Annotated in this window: 18 protein-coding genes; 15 read left to right on the forward strand and 3 right to left on the reverse strand. The window is 61.2% G+C overall.

The window, feature by feature from the left end:
- Nucleotides 1-284 precede the first annotated feature (284 nt).
- The 5 genes from G578_RS28130 (at nucleotide 285) to G578_RS0103540 (ending at nucleotide 4,985) form a co-directional block, all read left to right on the forward strand.
- Nucleotides 285-1,133, forward strand: coding sequence for a DNA-primase RepB domain-containing protein (locus G578_RS28130; RefSeq protein WP_051243825.1), 849 nt, complete (start codon nucleotides 285-287; stop codon nucleotides 1,131-1,133).
- Complete coding sequence (locus G578_RS29360) at nucleotides 1,130-1,588, forward strand: DUF2840 domain-containing protein (protein ID WP_028793079.1); 459 nt, start codon at nucleotides 1,130-1,132, stop codon at nucleotides 1,586-1,588. The genes G578_RS28130 and G578_RS29360 overlap by 4 nt, the downstream gene beginning before the upstream one ends.
- A complete protein-coding gene (locus G578_RS28940; RefSeq protein WP_156907197.1) occupies nucleotides 1,561-2,076 on the forward strand; it encodes a S26 family signal peptidase in 516 nt (171 codons plus the stop codon). Before G578_RS29360 ends, G578_RS28940 begins: the two co-directional genes overlap by 28 nt.
- Nucleotides 2,077-2,509: 433 nt before the next feature.
- Complete coding sequence (locus tag G578_RS0103535) at nucleotides 2,510-4,288, forward strand: ParB/RepB/Spo0J family partition protein (RefSeq protein ID WP_028793080.1); 1,779 nt, start codon at nucleotides 2,510-2,512, stop codon at nucleotides 4,286-4,288.
- Between the two features lie 223 nt (nucleotides 4,289-4,511).
- Nucleotides 4,512-4,985, forward strand: coding sequence for a hypothetical protein (locus G578_RS0103540; protein ID WP_028793081.1), 474 nt, complete (start codon nucleotides 4,512-4,514; stop codon nucleotides 4,983-4,985).
- Between the two features lie 82 nt (nucleotides 4,986-5,067).
- Here G578_RS0103540 and G578_RS0103545 read toward each other — a convergent pair whose 3' ends face one another.
- Nucleotides 5,068-5,421, reverse strand: coding sequence for a hypothetical protein (locus G578_RS0103545; RefSeq protein WP_028793082.1), 354 nt, complete (start codon nucleotides 5,419-5,421; stop codon nucleotides 5,068-5,070).
- A 515-nt stretch (nucleotides 5,422-5,936) separates the two neighbouring features.
- Here G578_RS0103545 and G578_RS0103550 point away from each other — a divergent pair.
- Both G578_RS0103550 and G578_RS28945 read left to right on the forward strand, forming a co-directional pair.
- Nucleotides 5,937-6,251, forward strand: a complete 315-nt coding sequence (locus G578_RS0103550; protein WP_028793083.1) for a DUF736 domain-containing protein — start codon at nucleotides 5,937-5,939, stop codon at nucleotides 6,249-6,251.
- A gap of 113 nt (nucleotides 6,252-6,364) precedes the next feature.
- Nucleotides 6,365-6,562: a hypothetical protein gene (locus tag G578_RS28945; protein ID WP_084618666.1), complete on the forward strand. Its 198-nt coding sequence runs from the start codon at nucleotides 6,365-6,367 to the stop codon at nucleotides 6,560-6,562.
- Between the two features lie 164 nt (nucleotides 6,563-6,726).
- On the opposite strand, the gene G578_RS29365 is transcribed toward G578_RS28945, so the two are convergent.
- Complete coding sequence (locus tag G578_RS29365; protein WP_156907198.1) at nucleotides 6,727-7,320, reverse strand: hypothetical protein; 594 nt, start codon at nucleotides 7,318-7,320, stop codon at nucleotides 6,727-6,729.
- Between the two features lie 767 nt (nucleotides 7,321-8,087).
- Here G578_RS29365 and G578_RS29830 point away from each other — a divergent pair.
- Genes G578_RS29830 through G578_RS0103570 form a run of 3 tightly spaced genes read left to right on the forward strand, consistent with a single transcriptional unit; the run spans nucleotide 8,088 to nucleotide 9,062 of the window.
- Complete coding sequence (locus tag G578_RS29830; RefSeq protein ID WP_028793085.1) at nucleotides 8,088-8,414, forward strand: DUF1419 domain-containing protein; 327 nt, start codon at nucleotides 8,088-8,090, stop codon at nucleotides 8,412-8,414.
- Nucleotides 8,415-8,436: 22 nt separating this feature from the next.
- Nucleotides 8,437-8,781: a type II toxin-antitoxin system RelE/ParE family toxin gene (locus G578_RS0103565; RefSeq protein ID WP_038013467.1), complete on the forward strand. Its 345-nt coding sequence runs from the start codon at nucleotides 8,437-8,439 to the stop codon at nucleotides 8,779-8,781.
- 29 nt (nucleotides 8,782-8,810) lie between these two features.
- Complete coding sequence (locus G578_RS0103570; protein WP_211228860.1) at nucleotides 8,811-9,062, forward strand: helix-turn-helix transcriptional regulator; 252 nt, start codon at nucleotides 8,811-8,813, stop codon at nucleotides 9,060-9,062.
- 174 nt (nucleotides 9,063-9,236) lie between these two features.
- On the opposite strand, the gene G578_RS29370 is transcribed toward G578_RS0103570, so the two are convergent.
- A complete protein-coding gene (locus G578_RS29370; RefSeq protein ID WP_156907199.1) occupies nucleotides 9,237-9,512 on the reverse strand; it encodes a hypothetical protein in 276 nt (91 codons plus the stop codon).
- Here G578_RS29370 and G578_RS30375 point away from each other — a divergent pair.
- From G578_RS30375 to G578_RS0103590, 5 genes are all read left to right on the forward strand, one after another.
- On the forward strand, nucleotides 9,409-9,867 hold the full coding sequence (locus tag G578_RS30375) for a thermonuclease family protein (protein ID WP_425425866.1): 459 nt from the start codon (nucleotides 9,409-9,411) through the stop codon (nucleotides 9,865-9,867). The genes G578_RS29370 and G578_RS30375 overlap by 104 nt on opposite strands.
- A gap of 438 nt (nucleotides 9,868-10,305) precedes the next feature.
- Nucleotides 10,306-11,172 carry a DUF932 domain-containing protein gene (locus G578_RS0103580; protein ID WP_051243828.1) on the forward strand — a complete coding sequence of 289 codons (867 nt, stop codon included), beginning with the start codon at nucleotides 10,306-10,308 and terminating at the stop codon, nucleotides 11,170-11,172.
- 90 nt (nucleotides 11,173-11,262) lie between these two features.
- Nucleotides 11,263-12,270: a hypothetical protein gene (locus G578_RS0103585; RefSeq protein WP_038013470.1), complete on the forward strand. Its 1,008-nt coding sequence runs from the start codon at nucleotides 11,263-11,265 to the stop codon at nucleotides 12,268-12,270.
- Nucleotides 12,267-12,530 carry a hypothetical protein gene (locus G578_RS29375; protein ID WP_156907200.1) on the forward strand — a complete coding sequence of 88 codons (264 nt, stop codon included), beginning with the start codon at nucleotides 12,267-12,269 and terminating at the stop codon, nucleotides 12,528-12,530. The genes G578_RS0103585 and G578_RS29375 overlap by 4 nt, the downstream gene beginning before the upstream one ends.
- Before the next feature lie 658 nt (nucleotides 12,531-13,188).
- Entirely contained in the window at nucleotides 13,189-14,970 is a 1,782-nt protein-coding gene (locus tag G578_RS0103590) for a DUF3363 domain-containing protein (protein ID WP_084618668.1), read from the forward strand.
- The last annotated feature ends 9 nt before the right edge of the window (nucleotides 14,971-14,979 follow it).

Consider the following 14,979-nt stretch of genomic DNA (forward strand, 5'->3'; position numbering starts at 1 on the left):
ATCAGTTGCCGTCCCGGTACGGACCATAGCTATGCTTAAGGACGTAAAGTCAGCTGGCCGCTTTGCCGAAGAGGTTGCCATTCGGAACGAAGTCGGCCTTTTCGTTCTTCTCGCGGGACTGTTCTGGCGTTATCGCGTTGCCTTTTTCGCACTGCTAATCGCCATCCTCAGTATGGCCTGATCCAGGAAGCGCATGACCGCGAGGCCATTTCGACTGCATCTTGACACGTAACACCTAAGTGTCATGTTCTCGTCTCACTCACACATTGCCCGGGCGCGGCTCCATGGCTGACACAGCCCTCGTCGTCAGATCCTTTCTACACGCATTCGGACATCCGACGTTCCAGCTCGGGATCTTCAACGCGGCGAAGGAACAGATGTTCCTCCAGACCGCGACACCCGAAGAAGTTCACAAGCGGCTAGCCTGGCTGAAGCGCTGCAATGCCCGCGGCGAGAACATTTACGTCCGTCCCGTTCACCCCCATGGCTTCACCTTGCTCGATGACATCGACCGTGCGGCTGTTGCCGACCTGCAGGGCAGGGGAGTGGTCGCCGTCGTCGAGACGTCGCCACAGAACTTCCAGGCGTGGATCCGACACAGCCGTCACCTTGAGCCCAAACCCTCAACGCGGGTGGCCAAACTCTTAGCGGCGGACTTCGCTGCGGATCAAGGCAGCGCCGATTTTCTGCATTTCGGGCGGCTGCCCGGCTTCACCAATCGAAAGCCGAAACATCAGCGCCCGAACGGGCTCTTCCCCTTCGTCCGCCTGATCTCTTGCAATCGCCGGCATGCTGACTGGACCGACACGGTGATCGAGCTCGCAGAAAGGCAGCTCCGACAAGAGGCGGCCGACGCTGCCGAGCGTCGGGCGATCCGCCGACCCATAGAGGGCGGCGATCTTCGACGCTCAATCTCCGATTTTCACACCGACCCGCAATACGGCGGAGACCTGCACAGAGCCGATTTTGCATACAGTGTGTATGCCGCTTCGCGGGGGCGCTCCGTGGATCAGATCGCCGTGGCCATTCAGGCGGCCCGCGATTTGGATCACAAAGGCGGCCCCGCACGCCAGGCCAAATATGCCACCCGAACGGCCACGAAAGCCCATCAAACCGTCCGGGAAGCCGGATGAGCGGCTTCATCACCATCACCGAACGCTTCATCGAGGGGCGCCGCAACATGCGCATCATGGCAGGCGTGTGTACCGAGGGTCCCGAGATCGAAAATCAACCCGGTCGCCGGCGGCGGCTATTTCGCATGCCGCCAACCGAAATCATCCTGTTTGAGCGATGGGCCGGCAATGACCACGGAACCATCCTGTCCGAAATGATCGCCTTCACCGGTGGGGCAGGGGGCCGGATACCCGAGGTCGACCAGCCGGTAGAGATCCTGATGCATCTCTCCACATGGCGGATCACTCAGCGCTTCTATCCGGTCTACGACCGAATACGCGAAACCGGCACCTGGACGCTCCTGTCGCCCACTTGGTGGTGCATCTGCGGCGCGAGGATCAACGCCAACGTGACGCCTCCCTCCTTAGATCCGGAGTACCTAGACCGATGCGCAAGCTCCGGCCGTGGCACATAGCGGCACTGACCGCCTCAACGCTTTTCGCTGTCCTCAGCATCGTCGCACCAGGGAGCGGCCAGATCCATATCCCGGCAACGTCGTCAGTCCCGTTTGATCTCTATTTGGAAACGTCCGGCAACCCGGAACCAGGGGATTACGTGCTGGTCCGCGTTCCGGACGCCGCTGCACGCTTCGCACGCGAAAGAGGTTATTGGTCGGGCACGTCCGCATGGATCAAGCGGATTGCGGCACATACTGGCGATCAGGTTTGCGCTGAACACGGCCACGTATTCATCAACGGCCGCAATGCTGCTATCATTCTGAATAGTGACGCGCAAGGCCGTAGGCTGGAGCACATAAAACTCTGCAGAGCTCTAACAGAAACGGAGTTCTATGTTTTGGGTCTATCCGATCATTCATATGATTCACGCTACTTTGGACCTGTACCAGCCAGCTCGATCGTCACTAAACTTCACCCCGCATTTAACTTCTTTCATTCAGACTAGAAAACCCCCGGTGGTCCACACCTGCGGCCTCGCTTAGACGCTGCAGTGGCCAGGGCGGGGGAAAGCCTTCCCCCTGGCCGGAACCCTCACGCGGTTTCCTCCACACCCCCTTCTGCGGGGATACCCCGAAACGCCCCGGGAAGGCGGCGCCTTCCCCTTGTCGAGGGCCTGGCGCAAGCGGCCGGATCGGGCTGTGCCCGCCCGGCGCCCTCGACAATTCCCCTACCGCTCATTGGCGCGGGCCTAGTTCCGTTTGCATAGCAAACGGCCATGGCCAGTAAAGGAAATATCAAAGAAGAATAACCCAATAAAACGACGGTCTATGCGGCGGGTGTGTGAGGCTTTCACACGTTCTTTGTTTCGTTAATTCTTGAAGACATAGGTGTTATGTGCCAATATTAATCAACAACAACGCATGAATAGGAGCAAGGCAATGGCCATCATTACTGACGAGACTTTCACGACCACCTTTGACCAACTGCTGCCGCCGAAGGACAACCCGCGTAAGACTATCGGTGACGTCTCCGGCCTGGCTGCGTCGATCAAGAGCACCGGCCAGATTCAGAACCTTGTGGTGAAGCGCGAGGGCAAGCGCTTACGGGTGATCGCCGGTGGCCGTCGTTTCGCGGCCTTCAAGATGCTGATCGAGGCAGAGGACGTGCCCAAGGACTTCCCGATCAAGGTCGCTATCGGCAAGGGCAAGCCGAAGGAGCTGGAGCAGGCCGCTCTCGTGGAGAATATCCAGCGCCAGGATATGGAGCCCCTGGACGAAGCCGAGGGCTTCGTGCGCCTGATCGATGACGGCTGGTCGCTCGATGATATCGCCGAGAAGACCGGCATCAGCACGATGACCGTGCGCCGACGCCTTGCCCTGGCGGCACTCTGCAATGAGGCGAAAGAGGCCGTGCGCAGCGGTGACGTGAGCCTGTCCGAAGCCCAGGCCCTCACGATGGGCACGCACGACGAGCAACGCGAGATGCTACAGCACGTCGGGTCTTGGAGCTTCGACGCCGACAACATCAAAGAGGCCTTCACCGACAAGAAGCCGTCGCTGGCGGCGGCGATCTTCGACCCGTCGCTCTACACCGGCACGGTCACGCGCGATCTGTTCGCGGCTGACGATGCGGTGTTCTTCGATGACCGAGCGCAATTCATGGAGCTTCAGCGCGCGGCTCTCGATGCGAAGGCCGAGGCGTTCCGTGAGCAGGGTAGGACGGTCATCGATCTGACCGATGATCCCAATTACTCGTGGCACGACTACTACGAGCATGAGGAGGGCGATACGGTCCTGATCCGCATGTCCGTGACCGGCCGGGTGGAGATCCGCGAGAACGTACTTCGTCGCCCGAGATATTCGAGCGCCCCGGCGGTGAGCAGTGCGAGCGGTCCCGAGCCGACTGAAAAGCCCGTTCACACCGGCGCGCTCTTGGAGCTGATCGGCGCCACCCGTTCCGGTGCTGTGATGCAGGCGGTGATCGCCAACCGCCGCAAGGCACTTGAGATCGCGGTCTACCAGATCATGAGCAACTTCCAGGGCTTCGCCCATGGGATCGATCAGCACTGGTCCTTCCGCACGCTTCGCACCAAGGATGCGGGCATCGCCATCCTGGAAGCGCTCGACGCGGCGGCCGAGACGGCGGCTGCGCCATTGCGGGCGGCTGGTATGAAGGACGTTGAATATGAGGCACGCCCCGTCGAAGCCATCATGCACGCGGGTGGCGGCTTCCAACGGCAGCGGTTCGACCTCTACGGGGTGATCAGCGGTCTTTCTGATGACGATCTGGAAACCCTCCACAGCCTGCTGGTCGCGGTCTCGTTCGGGCAATACACCCAAGGCATGGACACGTCCGCCGACGTGTTCAATCGGGTCGCCCAGGACCTCGACGTAGACGTTCGCCGCTCCTGGCGTCCTTCGGAAGCCTTCTTGAAATCCTATCGGACCGATCGGCTCAAAGAGATTGCCGTGGAATGCGGATACGCCGCTGACCTGTCCGCGGTCGCGAAGGCCAAAAAGGGCGAGCTGGTTAAGGTGCTGGTCGCGTGGTTCGCACAAGCCGCAGAGGCCGACGCGCCGACCGATAAGCAGGTTATCGCGAACGCCTGGACCGATCCCGCGCTTCTCTTTCCCGCCGTAGCTCCTGGCGGGGAGCCGTCAGCTTCCTGTCCCTCCGAGGAAGTGGACGACCCGGAGCCTGTATCCGAGGCCGCCTAGACGGAGACTGGCCGCGCGATAAGTAGTCGCGCGGTCTCGTTTTGTAATTATTTCTAATACAAAGTAACAGTGATTCTCTATAGGCCATATTCGTTCGAGTATTATAAGTGACGGCCGTTGGTTTATTGTCAACTTGGCGCATTAATGCTACTGCGTCACTTGATTTGAATTTCTGTTTGTCCCGTCTTACATGCCTGAGAAAACCAACACCGGGAGTGTTGATATGACCGATGACCATGGCCGATGTGCTCTGCTTGTCGAAGCGGCCCGGTCTGTTTGTGCAGATCCGGTTTCGACCGGCATTCCGGCCCCAAAATTGGCCGCGCTGCGCGCGGGCCTGGAGACTATTGGCGAGGACGGCGGGCAGCGCGTTGGCTTCGGGCTCTACGTCGTTCGGTGGCGCTGGGACAATGACGCCGAAGCTCACTATGGAGCTGTCAGGCTGACGCCCGCCCAGGCCGACCAGATCCGCTCATGGCTCACTCGAAATTCGTCGGCCATTGGAGCTTCGGGAGTGTCGGTCGAGCCCCTGGCCGACGCCCTCGACTTCCTCAGCTATGAGGATCTTCTGTCGCAGTGGTCGACGCTGTTTGTGGGTTTCGATGATCTCGGGCGGGAGCGGTTCCTGTCGGAGGCGATCCTGACGGCCCCCGGCCTTACGCTGCTGCGCCGCGCGCCCGTGGTAGAAAGAACATAGCCCATACGTGCTATGTTCTTTCTCGCTCGCCGCTGGCGAGCCCGTCTGCCATTTTGCTTGCTGTAAGCAAGCCGCTGCGGTTTCAGTCCAGCCAGTCGTCTCCGATCAGCCCCGACCCGGCGCGTTGCCGCTCGCACGCAAGCGGTCGCGCCGGCGTCGTCTCGCTGATCTCCGACCAGGCGCTCGCATACTCGTGTCCCCAATCGACGAGCTGTTCAAACCTGGCGCAGTAGCCGACCCGGTGCACGGTCGGCACCAGGTCCGCATCCCGGGCCAGCTCTCGCGCTGCTGACAGGTATGGGTTCTCGGTGGATGGGGCAGGGCGGGCATCGTCCGCAAGAAAATGCCGAACGACGGTCTGATTTGCGGAGGCCAGGCACGTTGTGGCCAGGACCAGGATCATCGTCTTGCCTATGCTGGATAGCCATTCACTCATGACTCGCTGCCTTGGTTGCTTCCCCATTGCGCAGAGATGCAGAACTCCGGGTCGATCTGACAGTTGAGCCGAGCGACCCCGTACCCCCGGTCTTGGATGGATCCGGCCGTGCGCTACTCTTGCCAATCTCACATATCACCGGCTGCTGGAGCCATGTCGTCGCCACTCCGCGGGTGAGAGCTGGTCTATCGCTTGCGACGTGAGGGTGCATGGAGCCTGCGTCTTCTGTCGTCAAACCCGACATAGCACACAACACCTATGTGTTATACACTCCGTTTGATCAGGAGGGCGGCGATCCCGTGACACACCTTTTATCCGCACAACGACTCCTCCGCTGGCGAAACCGGCCCTGGTCAAAAAATTCCCCGGTCTGCGGCCTTCCTCGCGCAGCAATTTTTTGCCCGAGGCCAGTGCTCCACTGCGTTGCGCCCCTTCGGGTTCGCCCACGTCGTCATCGTTGTCAGCGGTCGGTGTTTACAACGGGGCACTGCCCCACAAACTCGGAGGACTACCACATGGCTACCATCGGCTACGTCACGAAGAACGGCGACACTTACACCGGCTCCCTGAAGACCCTTTCGATCAAGGCGCCGATCCAGATCATCCCGGTCTCGAACCCCGCCAACGATAAGGCTCCGGATTTCCGGGTCATGAGCGACAACATCGAGCTGGGCGCCGGCTGGAAGAACGTGGGGCAGCGCTCCGGGAACGAGTACATCTCGCTCACTCTGCAGGCCCCCGAGTTCGGCACCATCTACGCCAATCTGGGCAAGGCCGCTGGTCAGGACGAAGAGGACGTCTACGCCCTCATCTGGAACCCAGCCCGCTGACAACCAGGCCCGGCGCCACGAGGCGCCGGGCCTTCGCTTCTGAGAAGCCGCTGAGTAGGGCAGTGGGCCGGGGTTTGGTGCCTCACTGTTCCGGTTATTTCAAAGAGGAAACAATGCCGAACAAGTTAATGCCAGATGATGTGCTGCAGGATCCCGCCACATCGCTGTGGCTTCGGGAGGCGCTTTCAGGCGCACTTCTCAGAGATCCAGTCGATGCAGTGAACGACGGTGAAGTCCTCGTTGCGGTCTTGACCGAACGTGCGAACGATTTCATCGCGACGGCGTCAGCAGGCGTACGAACTGAAAAATAACATTTTCAACTAGCTAGACCTGATCACCCCATAAAGTGGCCCCGTCTACGTAAACCTGGGTAAGGCCGCTACTCAGGACAAAGAGGACGTCTTCGCTTGCGTTTGTAACCCGCCCGTTGACATCCAGGCCCGGCGCCTCGCGGCGCCGAGCCTACCGTCTGCAATCAGCCGTTCGGCGCCGGAGCAACTGGCTCGTAGCTGCTCGGTACATGAACTTCAAAGTAAGCGTCCCCGTCACGATTCCAGCGCATTTGCGGCGGTTTGCCTAGTTCACGGACTTCGCACCGACAACTTTCCGCGGCCACCTGCGCCGCTTCACCACACGAACTGGCCTCGTCAATTGGCTTAGATGGAACATTCGGAGAGCCAATCAGATAGACAGGCAGCGGCGTATCGAAGGTGGCGTGTGTCAGCAACCATTCGACATTTGCGTTTAAACGCCCGTCTTCTTTAATTAGCCTCTCATTCATCATCGGCTGTCCGGCAAGATAACACACAGGATCGAGTAGTAGATCGATCGCGCGAGCCCATTCCTCACCCTCAATAGCAAGTTTTACGGCCTTACGAAGGTCGTCCGACATATCAACATGGCTCCAAACACCGTTGCGGGTAAAAATACAATATCCCCTCATGCCATGGACGAACATGAGTTTAGCAGACTTCGCGAATTTTCTTCCTAGCTTGGCGATCCCTTCGGGCCGGGCTCTACTCGCGGCACTGCGCGCCGCTCCCCGAGCCCCCTGCGGGGTCTCGGCCATCCGGTGACGACCCCTATCGCGGCTGCGATTGACTCCCGAACGATTCCGGATAGGGGGAGAACATAAGACGAACATTCTAGATCTAACATACCGTAGCCCAGCGACCATCAGGCGCGGGTGCCTCGTCGACCAAGGCGTTGAGTATCTATGAATGACCGGCCCGCCACCCACTCTGCAGTTTGTGTTGGACAGCGGCGTTCTCGAAGTCGAGGCGTACTGCAACACCAGGAGCTGCCAGCACTATGGGCGGGCTGCGCTCGCGCTGCTGATACACCAGTTCGGGCCGACCCTGCTGTTCCCCGATCTCGTGGGCAGATTGCGGTGCAGCGTGTGCGGGACCCTGAACATTGACCCGCGGCCTGTCTATTGGGAGCGCGAGGCCCCAGGACAGGCGAAAGGCGGATATCCGGACTGGTCAGTATGACTTTCGGTTCTGGGTTGCCCGGAAGTGTTCCAGAGAGTCGAGAGCGAGGCCGCTGGCCTTGTTCATGCTCGCCGGCGGCGATCGCCGCCAGCTCTCCGGTGGGAGAGGGGACGCCGCCCCCTCTCCCAAAAGGCCAGGTTCGCAAGCTCGCGCGCGGGGCGGTATCCCCAAGGTTCGGCCCGGCCAAGCCCGGGCCTGCACCCGGTGCTGCGCACCGCCCTACAGGTTGGGTGATCCCCCTCCGTCCCGCGCGGCCTTTTCCCTCACCCCCGCTCCTCGCCGGAGAGGCAGCGTTGCATGCAGGCAAGCAACGCAGCCCAAACCAAAGAACAGGAGCGAGAAAATGAAGGTGCTACCGAACGCGGCCGGAAATTGGGATCTGCACTATCAGAACCTCAACACTCGCGAGGGCGACGATTGGGCCGGTCAGCATGGCAACGTCTGGCAGATCGACGATTCGATCTATTCATACTTCCTGGACATTCTGCCGCCGATCTACCTGCGCACCGCTCGCGGCTTTCTGGTCTCCGAAGCGTTGACCGGTGAGATTCATTCTGCCTTTTTCCAGATCGGAACCCGCTTCTATTGCGGTTACGTTCGCCGGAGCCAGGCAGAAGCCGAAGTCGCGGAACTCGCGGTAGCCGTCCGCGACACCGTATCCGCCGATTGAAATCCTTATCGGATTTGATAATATGACTCAGCGAGAGAAAAAGCCGATTGAATGGCGCGGCGACAGTCGACAGCAGGTTCAGACGTGGCCCAAGGCAGCTAGGACTCGACTAGGTACGGGACTTCTTGCCGTAGAGCTCGGAAAACTACCGTCGGACTTTAAACCGATGCAATCAATTGGCCCCGGCGTGCAGGAGATTAGAATCCGTGACGATCAGACCAACCAATATCGAGTTGTTCTGACAGCACGGTTTTCGGAGGCGATATATATCCTGCACGCCTTCCAGAAGAAGACGCAGAAGACCTCACCGCGTGATTTGAGCATCGCTAAGCGGCGGTTTTCCGAACTGAAGGATGAGAAGAAATGACAAGAATCCGATCCGTTTTCGATGACCTCATGGACAGTCCCGAGGAAGCTGAAAACCTCCGTATCCGTGCGGAACTGCTGCTCGATCTTCGCGATCTGATCAAGTCGAAAGACTGGAGCCAAAAGGAGGCCGCCAACCACTGCGGTGTGACGGTGCCCCGGCTGAATAATCTGCTCAATGGGCACACCGACAAGTTTTCCATCGATGCACTGGTGAAGATCGCCGCACGTCTCGGTCAGAGCGTCACTGTTGAGATGTCCACGCAACGGGCCGCCGCCTGAAATCCGCGCGCCGGCCGAGGCCGGCGCGCGTCCTCTCAATGCACAAAGGTACGTAAGACGTACGTCTTACGTACAATAATGGAGAACCCAATGATCATCGCCGCCGCCTATCACTACCGCAACCGAGCGTTCGCATTACCGGCCCCGGCCGACCATAAGGACGTTGCCGCGTGGCTACGCCAGATCCACAAGAGAGAGCACCTGGACGGCGCTCGGGAGGGTTTCATAGACGATGAGCTGGGCTTTCTCGAAAGTGGCCCGGCGTTCGCTCGCGCTCGCGCCGAAAATCAAATCGGTGAGCGCCCCACCAAAGGCCCGCTCCTGGCGTCGGACCTTTGGTAAACCCATGCTTTCCGGGAAATCGAAACAGCTCGCTTTCGCATCGCTCTTGGCGATATCCCAGCTTGCAGCGAGCCCCGGAAGCGCCGCCGAGCAATCGCCCCCGGTCATCGCTGGCTACGGCTACGCCGTCGATGGTGACTCGCTCGAAATCGGCCAGTATGCGATCCGACTCTTTGGCGTCGCGGCACCCGAGATAAAAGAACCAGGTGGGCCAGCCGCCAAGATGGCGCTGGCCCACCTAATCCGTGGAAAGCGGGTCCGCTGCCAGCCGACTGGGGCGATGTCGTATCACAGGCATATCTCTACCTGCTGGACGGCGGATGGCGACCTCGCCGCCCTCATGATCGGCGCCGGATTTGCCCGCGACTGCCCCGGATACAGCGGTGGCAAATACGCGGCCTTCGAGATACCAGGAAGCCAGCGCCTACCCTTCCCAGGCTATTGCACTCCTCGATCTCGGTGAGGTGAACCCGGTTGGGCGATCCCTGCGGGCCGGGCTCTACTCGCGGCGCTGCGCGCCGCTCCCCGAGCCCCCTGTGGGGTCTCGGCCATTCGGTGACGATCCCTATCGCGGCGTTCGCCATGCGACCGCTTTAGCAAACGGCGACCCGTGGCCTTGTACATGCTCGCCGGCGGCGATCGCCGCCAGCTCACCAGTGGGAGAGGGGACGCCGCCCCCTCTCCCAAAAGGCCAAGTTCGCAAGCTCGCGCGCGGGGCGGTATCCCCGAGGTTCGGCCCAGTCAAGCCCGGGCCTGCACCCGGTGCTGCGCACCGCCCTGCGGGTCGGGTGATCCCCCTCCGCCCCACGCGGCCTTTTCCCTCACCCCCGCTCCTCGCCGGAGAGGCAGCGTTGCATGCAGGCAAGCAACGCAGCCCAAACCAGAGAACAGGAGCGAGAAAATGAACCGATACATGCGAGGCATGACCAACGGCGGAATGATCCGGGCGAACGGAACCCAGGCTCTATGCCTGGACGAGATGCGCGCCCGCGTGCCCGCGATCTTCGCCGCAGCGGCCCATGAAAGCCGGTCCGAGCGCTACGTCTATATCCCCACTGAAACCGTTCTGCGCGGTCTGATGGCGGAAGGGTTTGAGCCCTTCTTTGCCCAGCAGTCCAAGACCCGCGTGGAGGGCAAAGAGGCCTTCACCAAGCACATGGTGCGCCTGCGTCACGCCTCGCGGGTGACGAGTGGCGACGAGGCCCACGAGATCATTCTGATCAATGCCCATGACGGCACAGCCAGCTATCAGATGATCAGTGGCGTTTTCCGCTTCGTGTGCGCCAACGGGCTCTTTGCCGGTGACACGTTCGGACAGGCCAAGGTCATGCATTCGGGGGATGCCGAGAGCAAGGTTATCGACGCCGCTTATACGGTGCTCGAGGACGCCGACCGGATCATGAACGACGTGCAGGAGATGAAGGCCGTAGAGCTGCAGCACGACGAGCAGCAGGCCTTTGCCAAGGCGGTTCACGCCCTGCGCTTCGACGATCCGGAGAAGGCGGCAGTTTCCGCCGACCAGCTTCTCTTGCCCCGCCGTTACGAAGACCGGCGCGGCGATCTCTGGTCGACGTTCAACGTGTTGCAGGAGAACACCATCAAGGGCGGGCAGCGCGGCTTTACCCGCGATGCCGCCGGGCACCGGCGCCGGGCTTCCACGCGCGAGGTGCGGGGGATCGATCAGAGCAAGGCTCTCAACCGCGCTTTGTGGACCCTGGCCGAGGAAATGGCCCGCCTCAAAGGCGCACCCCTGGCAAGCGCTGCCTGACCCGCAGGCCGGGCGTTCCAACCCCGGAGCGCCCGGCTTCTCTCCCGACAATCCGTTGACCGTTCAGCCCGACCGAGAGGAGGCGATATCATGCCGACCTTCACCCTTGGCGATGACCGTTTGAGCATTCAGGCGGGCAGCTATTCCGATGAAATCGCGGTGTCCCAGATAGCGCGGAATTGGGACGCACTCAGCCACTATCCGGAGCGCCACGCCGCCGCCGCCCTGCACGATCTCAACGCCAGACTGACCGCTTTCGCAGCACACCTGGACGAGCTGCAGGCCATGGGCGGGTCGCTCGACATGGAGGCGGAAGCCGAGCGCTTCACGCGCCGCCATATCGAGGTAACCCGCGCGTGGTGGCAGGCAGAATCCCGCTGCATGTCATCGTTCATCGTTGGCCCCGCCAGCTTCCCCGTGCGGCGGAATGAAAAGCGCCAGGCCACCGCGCACAAGCGAATGGGGGAGATCGCCGACCACGTCGCAGCCGCGCGAAAGGCCGTCGAACGCCGAGCCTTTCCCAACGGCCGACCCGACGGGCCGGTGAGGGGAAGCAACCCCGACGCCGCCGACCTGCTCCGCCAGAAGATCGAGGAGCGGGAGAGCCGACAGGCAGCGATGAAGATGGCGAACAAGGCGATCCATAAGAACCGCCAGGAGAGCGAGGAAACCATGGCCCAGGCCGTGGCCGAGGCGACCGGCTGGAGCCTTCAGGTCGCCCGTGCGGTCATTGCTCCAAACGCATTTGCCAAGCGTGGTTTCGAGGTCTTCGAGCTGTCGAATAACAACGCCGAGATCCGCCGTCTGCGCTCGCGCCTCGCCGGCATCGAGGCGAAGCAGCAGGAGCCGGGCAGGGACACCGAAGAGGACACGGCCGCCGGTCCCGTGCGCGTGGTGGAGAACGTGGAAGCGGATCGCATTCAGTTGATGTTCCAGGGCAAGCCAGAAGAGGCCGTGCGCCGGACGCTGAAGGGTTTGGGCTTCAGGTGGTCGCCGTCGCACGGAGCATGGCAACGCCACCTGAACAACACCGGACGCCATGCGGTCGCGCGGTTCCTCCAATCGGTCAAGACGGGTGCGGAAGTCTTCCCGTCATGACCTCCGCAGCGATCCGGCTTTTGCTGCGCGCGGAGGGCCGACTATGGCCCGTCCGTACGCTCAAAGAAGCCTCGGAAAAATACTGTGCGGTGCGCGACCGATTGGGGTTCGGAGCCAGTCAGATGCCGCCCGTTGTGCTGGTCGATCAGCACGGGACGCAGCGGTTCTATATCTCCTACAATGGCCGGGTCTGGCATGGTCATCATCACGACTATGCGCCGGGCCGAATACCAGCCTACGACAACGCCCCGCCCCCCTGACGAATACGCGATAGACGACATGGGCCGCTCCGATCTCCGGGCGGCCTTTTTGTTGCCCGGATCCACGCCAAGGCGTGGCCCGGGCGGGGAGGGGGGCACCGGCACCCGGTGGACGAGGTGCGGGTTTGTCCGACCGGGAAATGGCGCACCAATCGCCAGGGCGATCGGTGCCCAGTTTAGCGCATGCGGTCCGCCTCGATGCTGCCTTGCCTCGACGTGGCCGAGGCACTTTCCAGCTTGCGCGGAAAGGACGGGCACACGTCGATGCCGTCCAACCAACCCCTACTTTCAAGCGAAGCGCGCCGCGGTCTGAGATGGCGGCCCGGGCGGGATGCGGAGCGGTGATCGCGTGAGCGATCACCGCCTGGCTGTGCGCTGATCATCGTCCTCGATGCTGCCCTGCCTCGACGGGGCCGAGGCACTTTCCAGCTTGCGCGGAAAGGACGGGCGCATCGCGGCCGAAGATCAGCAGGGGGTAGGGGATGGAGAGGGTGGGGAAGGGTGATTTAGAGGGTGAAAGCGTAGGACAAGATAAGAGAGTGGTCCCATTTGGGGGCCGGCAGGCCCTAAGAGATTGGAATCCCTTGCGTTTATGTGGGACCATGTTATGGTACTTAACACGTACGTGTCTCCACAAACTGCTAAGTTGCCGTAATCAATGGAAGAATATAGGCCCAAGCTGATATTCCGCGACCCGGCGCCCAGCAACGCAGGTCCGGCGGCTGCCGTCGCGGGCGCCGCTGCCTACAGGCTCGCGCCCAAGACCTTTTCCAGCACGATGGCCAATTACGCCTTCCGGATTGCCAGCGGGCGCACGCCAGTGTCGGCGGCGTCTATCGCTCGCAAGGGGGTGAAGCGCAGGGTTCGAGCGACTTTTTCTCATCTGGTTGGCGCAACAAATGCGGTGCTCAACGCGTCGAGATCACCTTCATTCTTGCAGCGGGTTATCGTCAAAACCCGTGTCGTAAAGTCGGTGGCCGGGGTGCGCGGGAAGGTCCGCGCCCACATGAATTACATCACGCGTGACGGCGCCGGACGGGATGCAGAGCGCGCCGAAATCTTCACGAACAACGACCGATCCACGTCGGACTTCGTGTCGAAGCTTGAGAACGAGGAGCATCATTTTCGGCTGATCCTCTCGCCGGAAAACGCGTCGAATGACATGGAGAAATTCACGCGCCAGGTCATGGAACGCATGGAAGAGGATCTTGGAACGGGGCTCGAATGGAAGGCGGTTGTTCACTACAACACCGATCATCCGCACGCCCATGTGGTTCTGCGCGGCGTCGATGATCAGGGCAAAACTCTGTTCATTCCCAATCAGTATCTAACCTGCGGAATCCGCGAACGAGCGCAACGCACGCTGACCCGTGAGCTAGGGCACCGCACCACCCAGGACCTCGAAAATACGCTCAACGAGGAGGTTCACAGCCTGCGGCCGACGTCGCTCGACCGAGCTTTGGAAGGTCTTGCGGACGACGCTGGCGTGGTCGATCTATCCAGGTCTGCGTCAAAGAGCATCAACCCGCAACAGCACCGCCGGCTGGCACGGCGCGCGGATTTTCTTGAGCGGCAACAGGTGGGCCAGTGGGGGCCGGGCCACAGATTCACGCTGTCGAAAAATTGGAACACTGAGCTGCGGGCCAGTGCCAATGTCGTTGAAATGGCCTCGCGTTCACGCTTTGCATTCGGCGGCGAGCAGCGCGTTGTGGTCGATCTCAACGGCAAGGATCTGCCGAAGAAAACGATCATCGGAGAGGTGCGCGCACGCGGCCTCGCAGACGAACTATACGACAGGCCTTATGTGATTATCGACGGCGCCGATGGCCGCGCCTACCACAAGGTGGCGACCAGGAACGATACGCTGGATCAGATCAACGAAGGGTCCATCGTTGCCATAGATCTGGGGTCCGGAAACGACCCTCGAAAGATCCGCGGCCTCAGTCAAAGTCTGTCGCACGCGGTCCAGGAGCCGAACGCGAACTGGCTCGATGCGTACGGGCAAAACAAAACCGGTGGAGCGCGTCACACGGCCTTTCAGCGGCGAATATCGGACGCCGTCGGGCAACGGGATCGGTTCCTGCAACAGGTCGGAGAGAAGGACGTCTTCAAGGACCCCAGAGCCTTCGAACGATGGGCTGCGCGATCCTTCACCGAGCAATCTCCGGCAGCACTTCGCGCCGGCATGACGGACCAAACCGAACAGCTCTTGTTCTCATCCGACCCGCAGCGCTTTACCGGCCAGGTGGCGCATGTTGTGCAGGGTGCGAAAGGCCGGTTCGCACTGATCGTCGACCGAAATTCGAACGCATTTGCAGCGATACCGGTACGCGCCGCCGACAGCCTGAAGGTCGGACATCAGATCGGAATACACTCGATGCCCGAGATGGGTGCGGGACGAAATGCACTGAGAATCCATTCGCTCACACGGTCACTCTAGGAGAGATCA

Source organism: Thalassobaculum salexigens DSM 19539 (assembly GCF_000423805.1).
Classification (GTDB): Bacteria; Pseudomonadota; Alphaproteobacteria; order Thalassobaculales; family Thalassobaculaceae; genus Thalassobaculum; species Thalassobaculum litoreum.

Coding starts and splice junctions, on each gene's coding strand:
- G578_RS29365 (WP_156907198.1), bottom strand. CDS start 7,320: ATGGCCGAGACCCCGCAGGGGGCTCGGGGAGCGGCGCGCAGTGCCGCG.
- G578_RS28945 (WP_084618666.1), top strand. CDS start 6,365: ATGCCGAACAAGTTAATGCCAGATGATGTGCTGCAGGATCCCGCCACA.
- G578_RS29360 (WP_028793079.1), top strand. CDS start 1,130: ATGAGCGGCTTCATCACCATCACCGAACGCTTCATCGAGGGGCGCCGC.
- G578_RS0103565 (WP_038013467.1), top strand. CDS start 8,437: ATGACTCAGCGAGAGAAAAAGCCGATTGAATGGCGCGGCGACAGTCGA.
- G578_RS30375 (WP_425425866.1), top strand. CDS start 9,409: ATGCTTTCCGGGAAATCGAAACAGCTCGCTTTCGCATCGCTCTTGGCG.
- G578_RS0103550 (WP_028793083.1), top strand. CDS start 5,937: ATGGCTACCATCGGCTACGTCACGAAGAACGGCGACACTTACACCGGC.
- G578_RS0103580 (WP_051243828.1), top strand. CDS start 10,306: ATGAACCGATACATGCGAGGCATGACCAACGGCGGAATGATCCGGGCG.
- G578_RS29370 (WP_156907199.1), bottom strand. CDS start 9,512: ATGACCGGGGGCGATTGCTCGGCGGCGCTTCCGGGGCTCGCTGCAAGC.
- G578_RS29375 (WP_156907200.1), top strand. CDS start 12,267: ATGACCTCCGCAGCGATCCGGCTTTTGCTGCGCGCGGAGGGCCGACTA.
- G578_RS28940 (WP_156907197.1), top strand. CDS start 1,561: ATGCGCAAGCTCCGGCCGTGGCACATAGCGGCACTGACCGCCTCAACG.
- G578_RS0103590 (WP_084618668.1), top strand. CDS start 13,189: ATGGAAGAATATAGGCCCAAGCTGATATTCCGCGACCCGGCGCCCAGC.
- G578_RS0103540 (WP_028793081.1), top strand. CDS start 4,512: ATGACCGATGACCATGGCCGATGTGCTCTGCTTGTCGAAGCGGCCCGG.
- G578_RS0103545 (WP_028793082.1), bottom strand. CDS start 5,421: ATGAGTGAATGGCTATCCAGCATAGGCAAGACGATGATCCTGGTCCTG.
- G578_RS29830 (WP_028793085.1), top strand. CDS start 8,088: ATGAAGGTGCTACCGAACGCGGCCGGAAATTGGGATCTGCACTATCAG.
- G578_RS0103585 (WP_038013470.1), top strand. CDS start 11,263: ATGCCGACCTTCACCCTTGGCGATGACCGTTTGAGCATTCAGGCGGGC.
- G578_RS0103570 (WP_211228860.1), top strand. CDS start 8,811: ATGGACAGTCCCGAGGAAGCTGAAAACCTCCGTATCCGTGCGGAACTG.
- G578_RS0103535 (WP_028793080.1), top strand. CDS start 2,510: ATGGCCATCATTACTGACGAGACTTTCACGACCACCTTTGACCAACTG.
- G578_RS28130 (WP_051243825.1), top strand. CDS start 285: ATGGCTGACACAGCCCTCGTCGTCAGATCCTTTCTACACGCATTCGGA.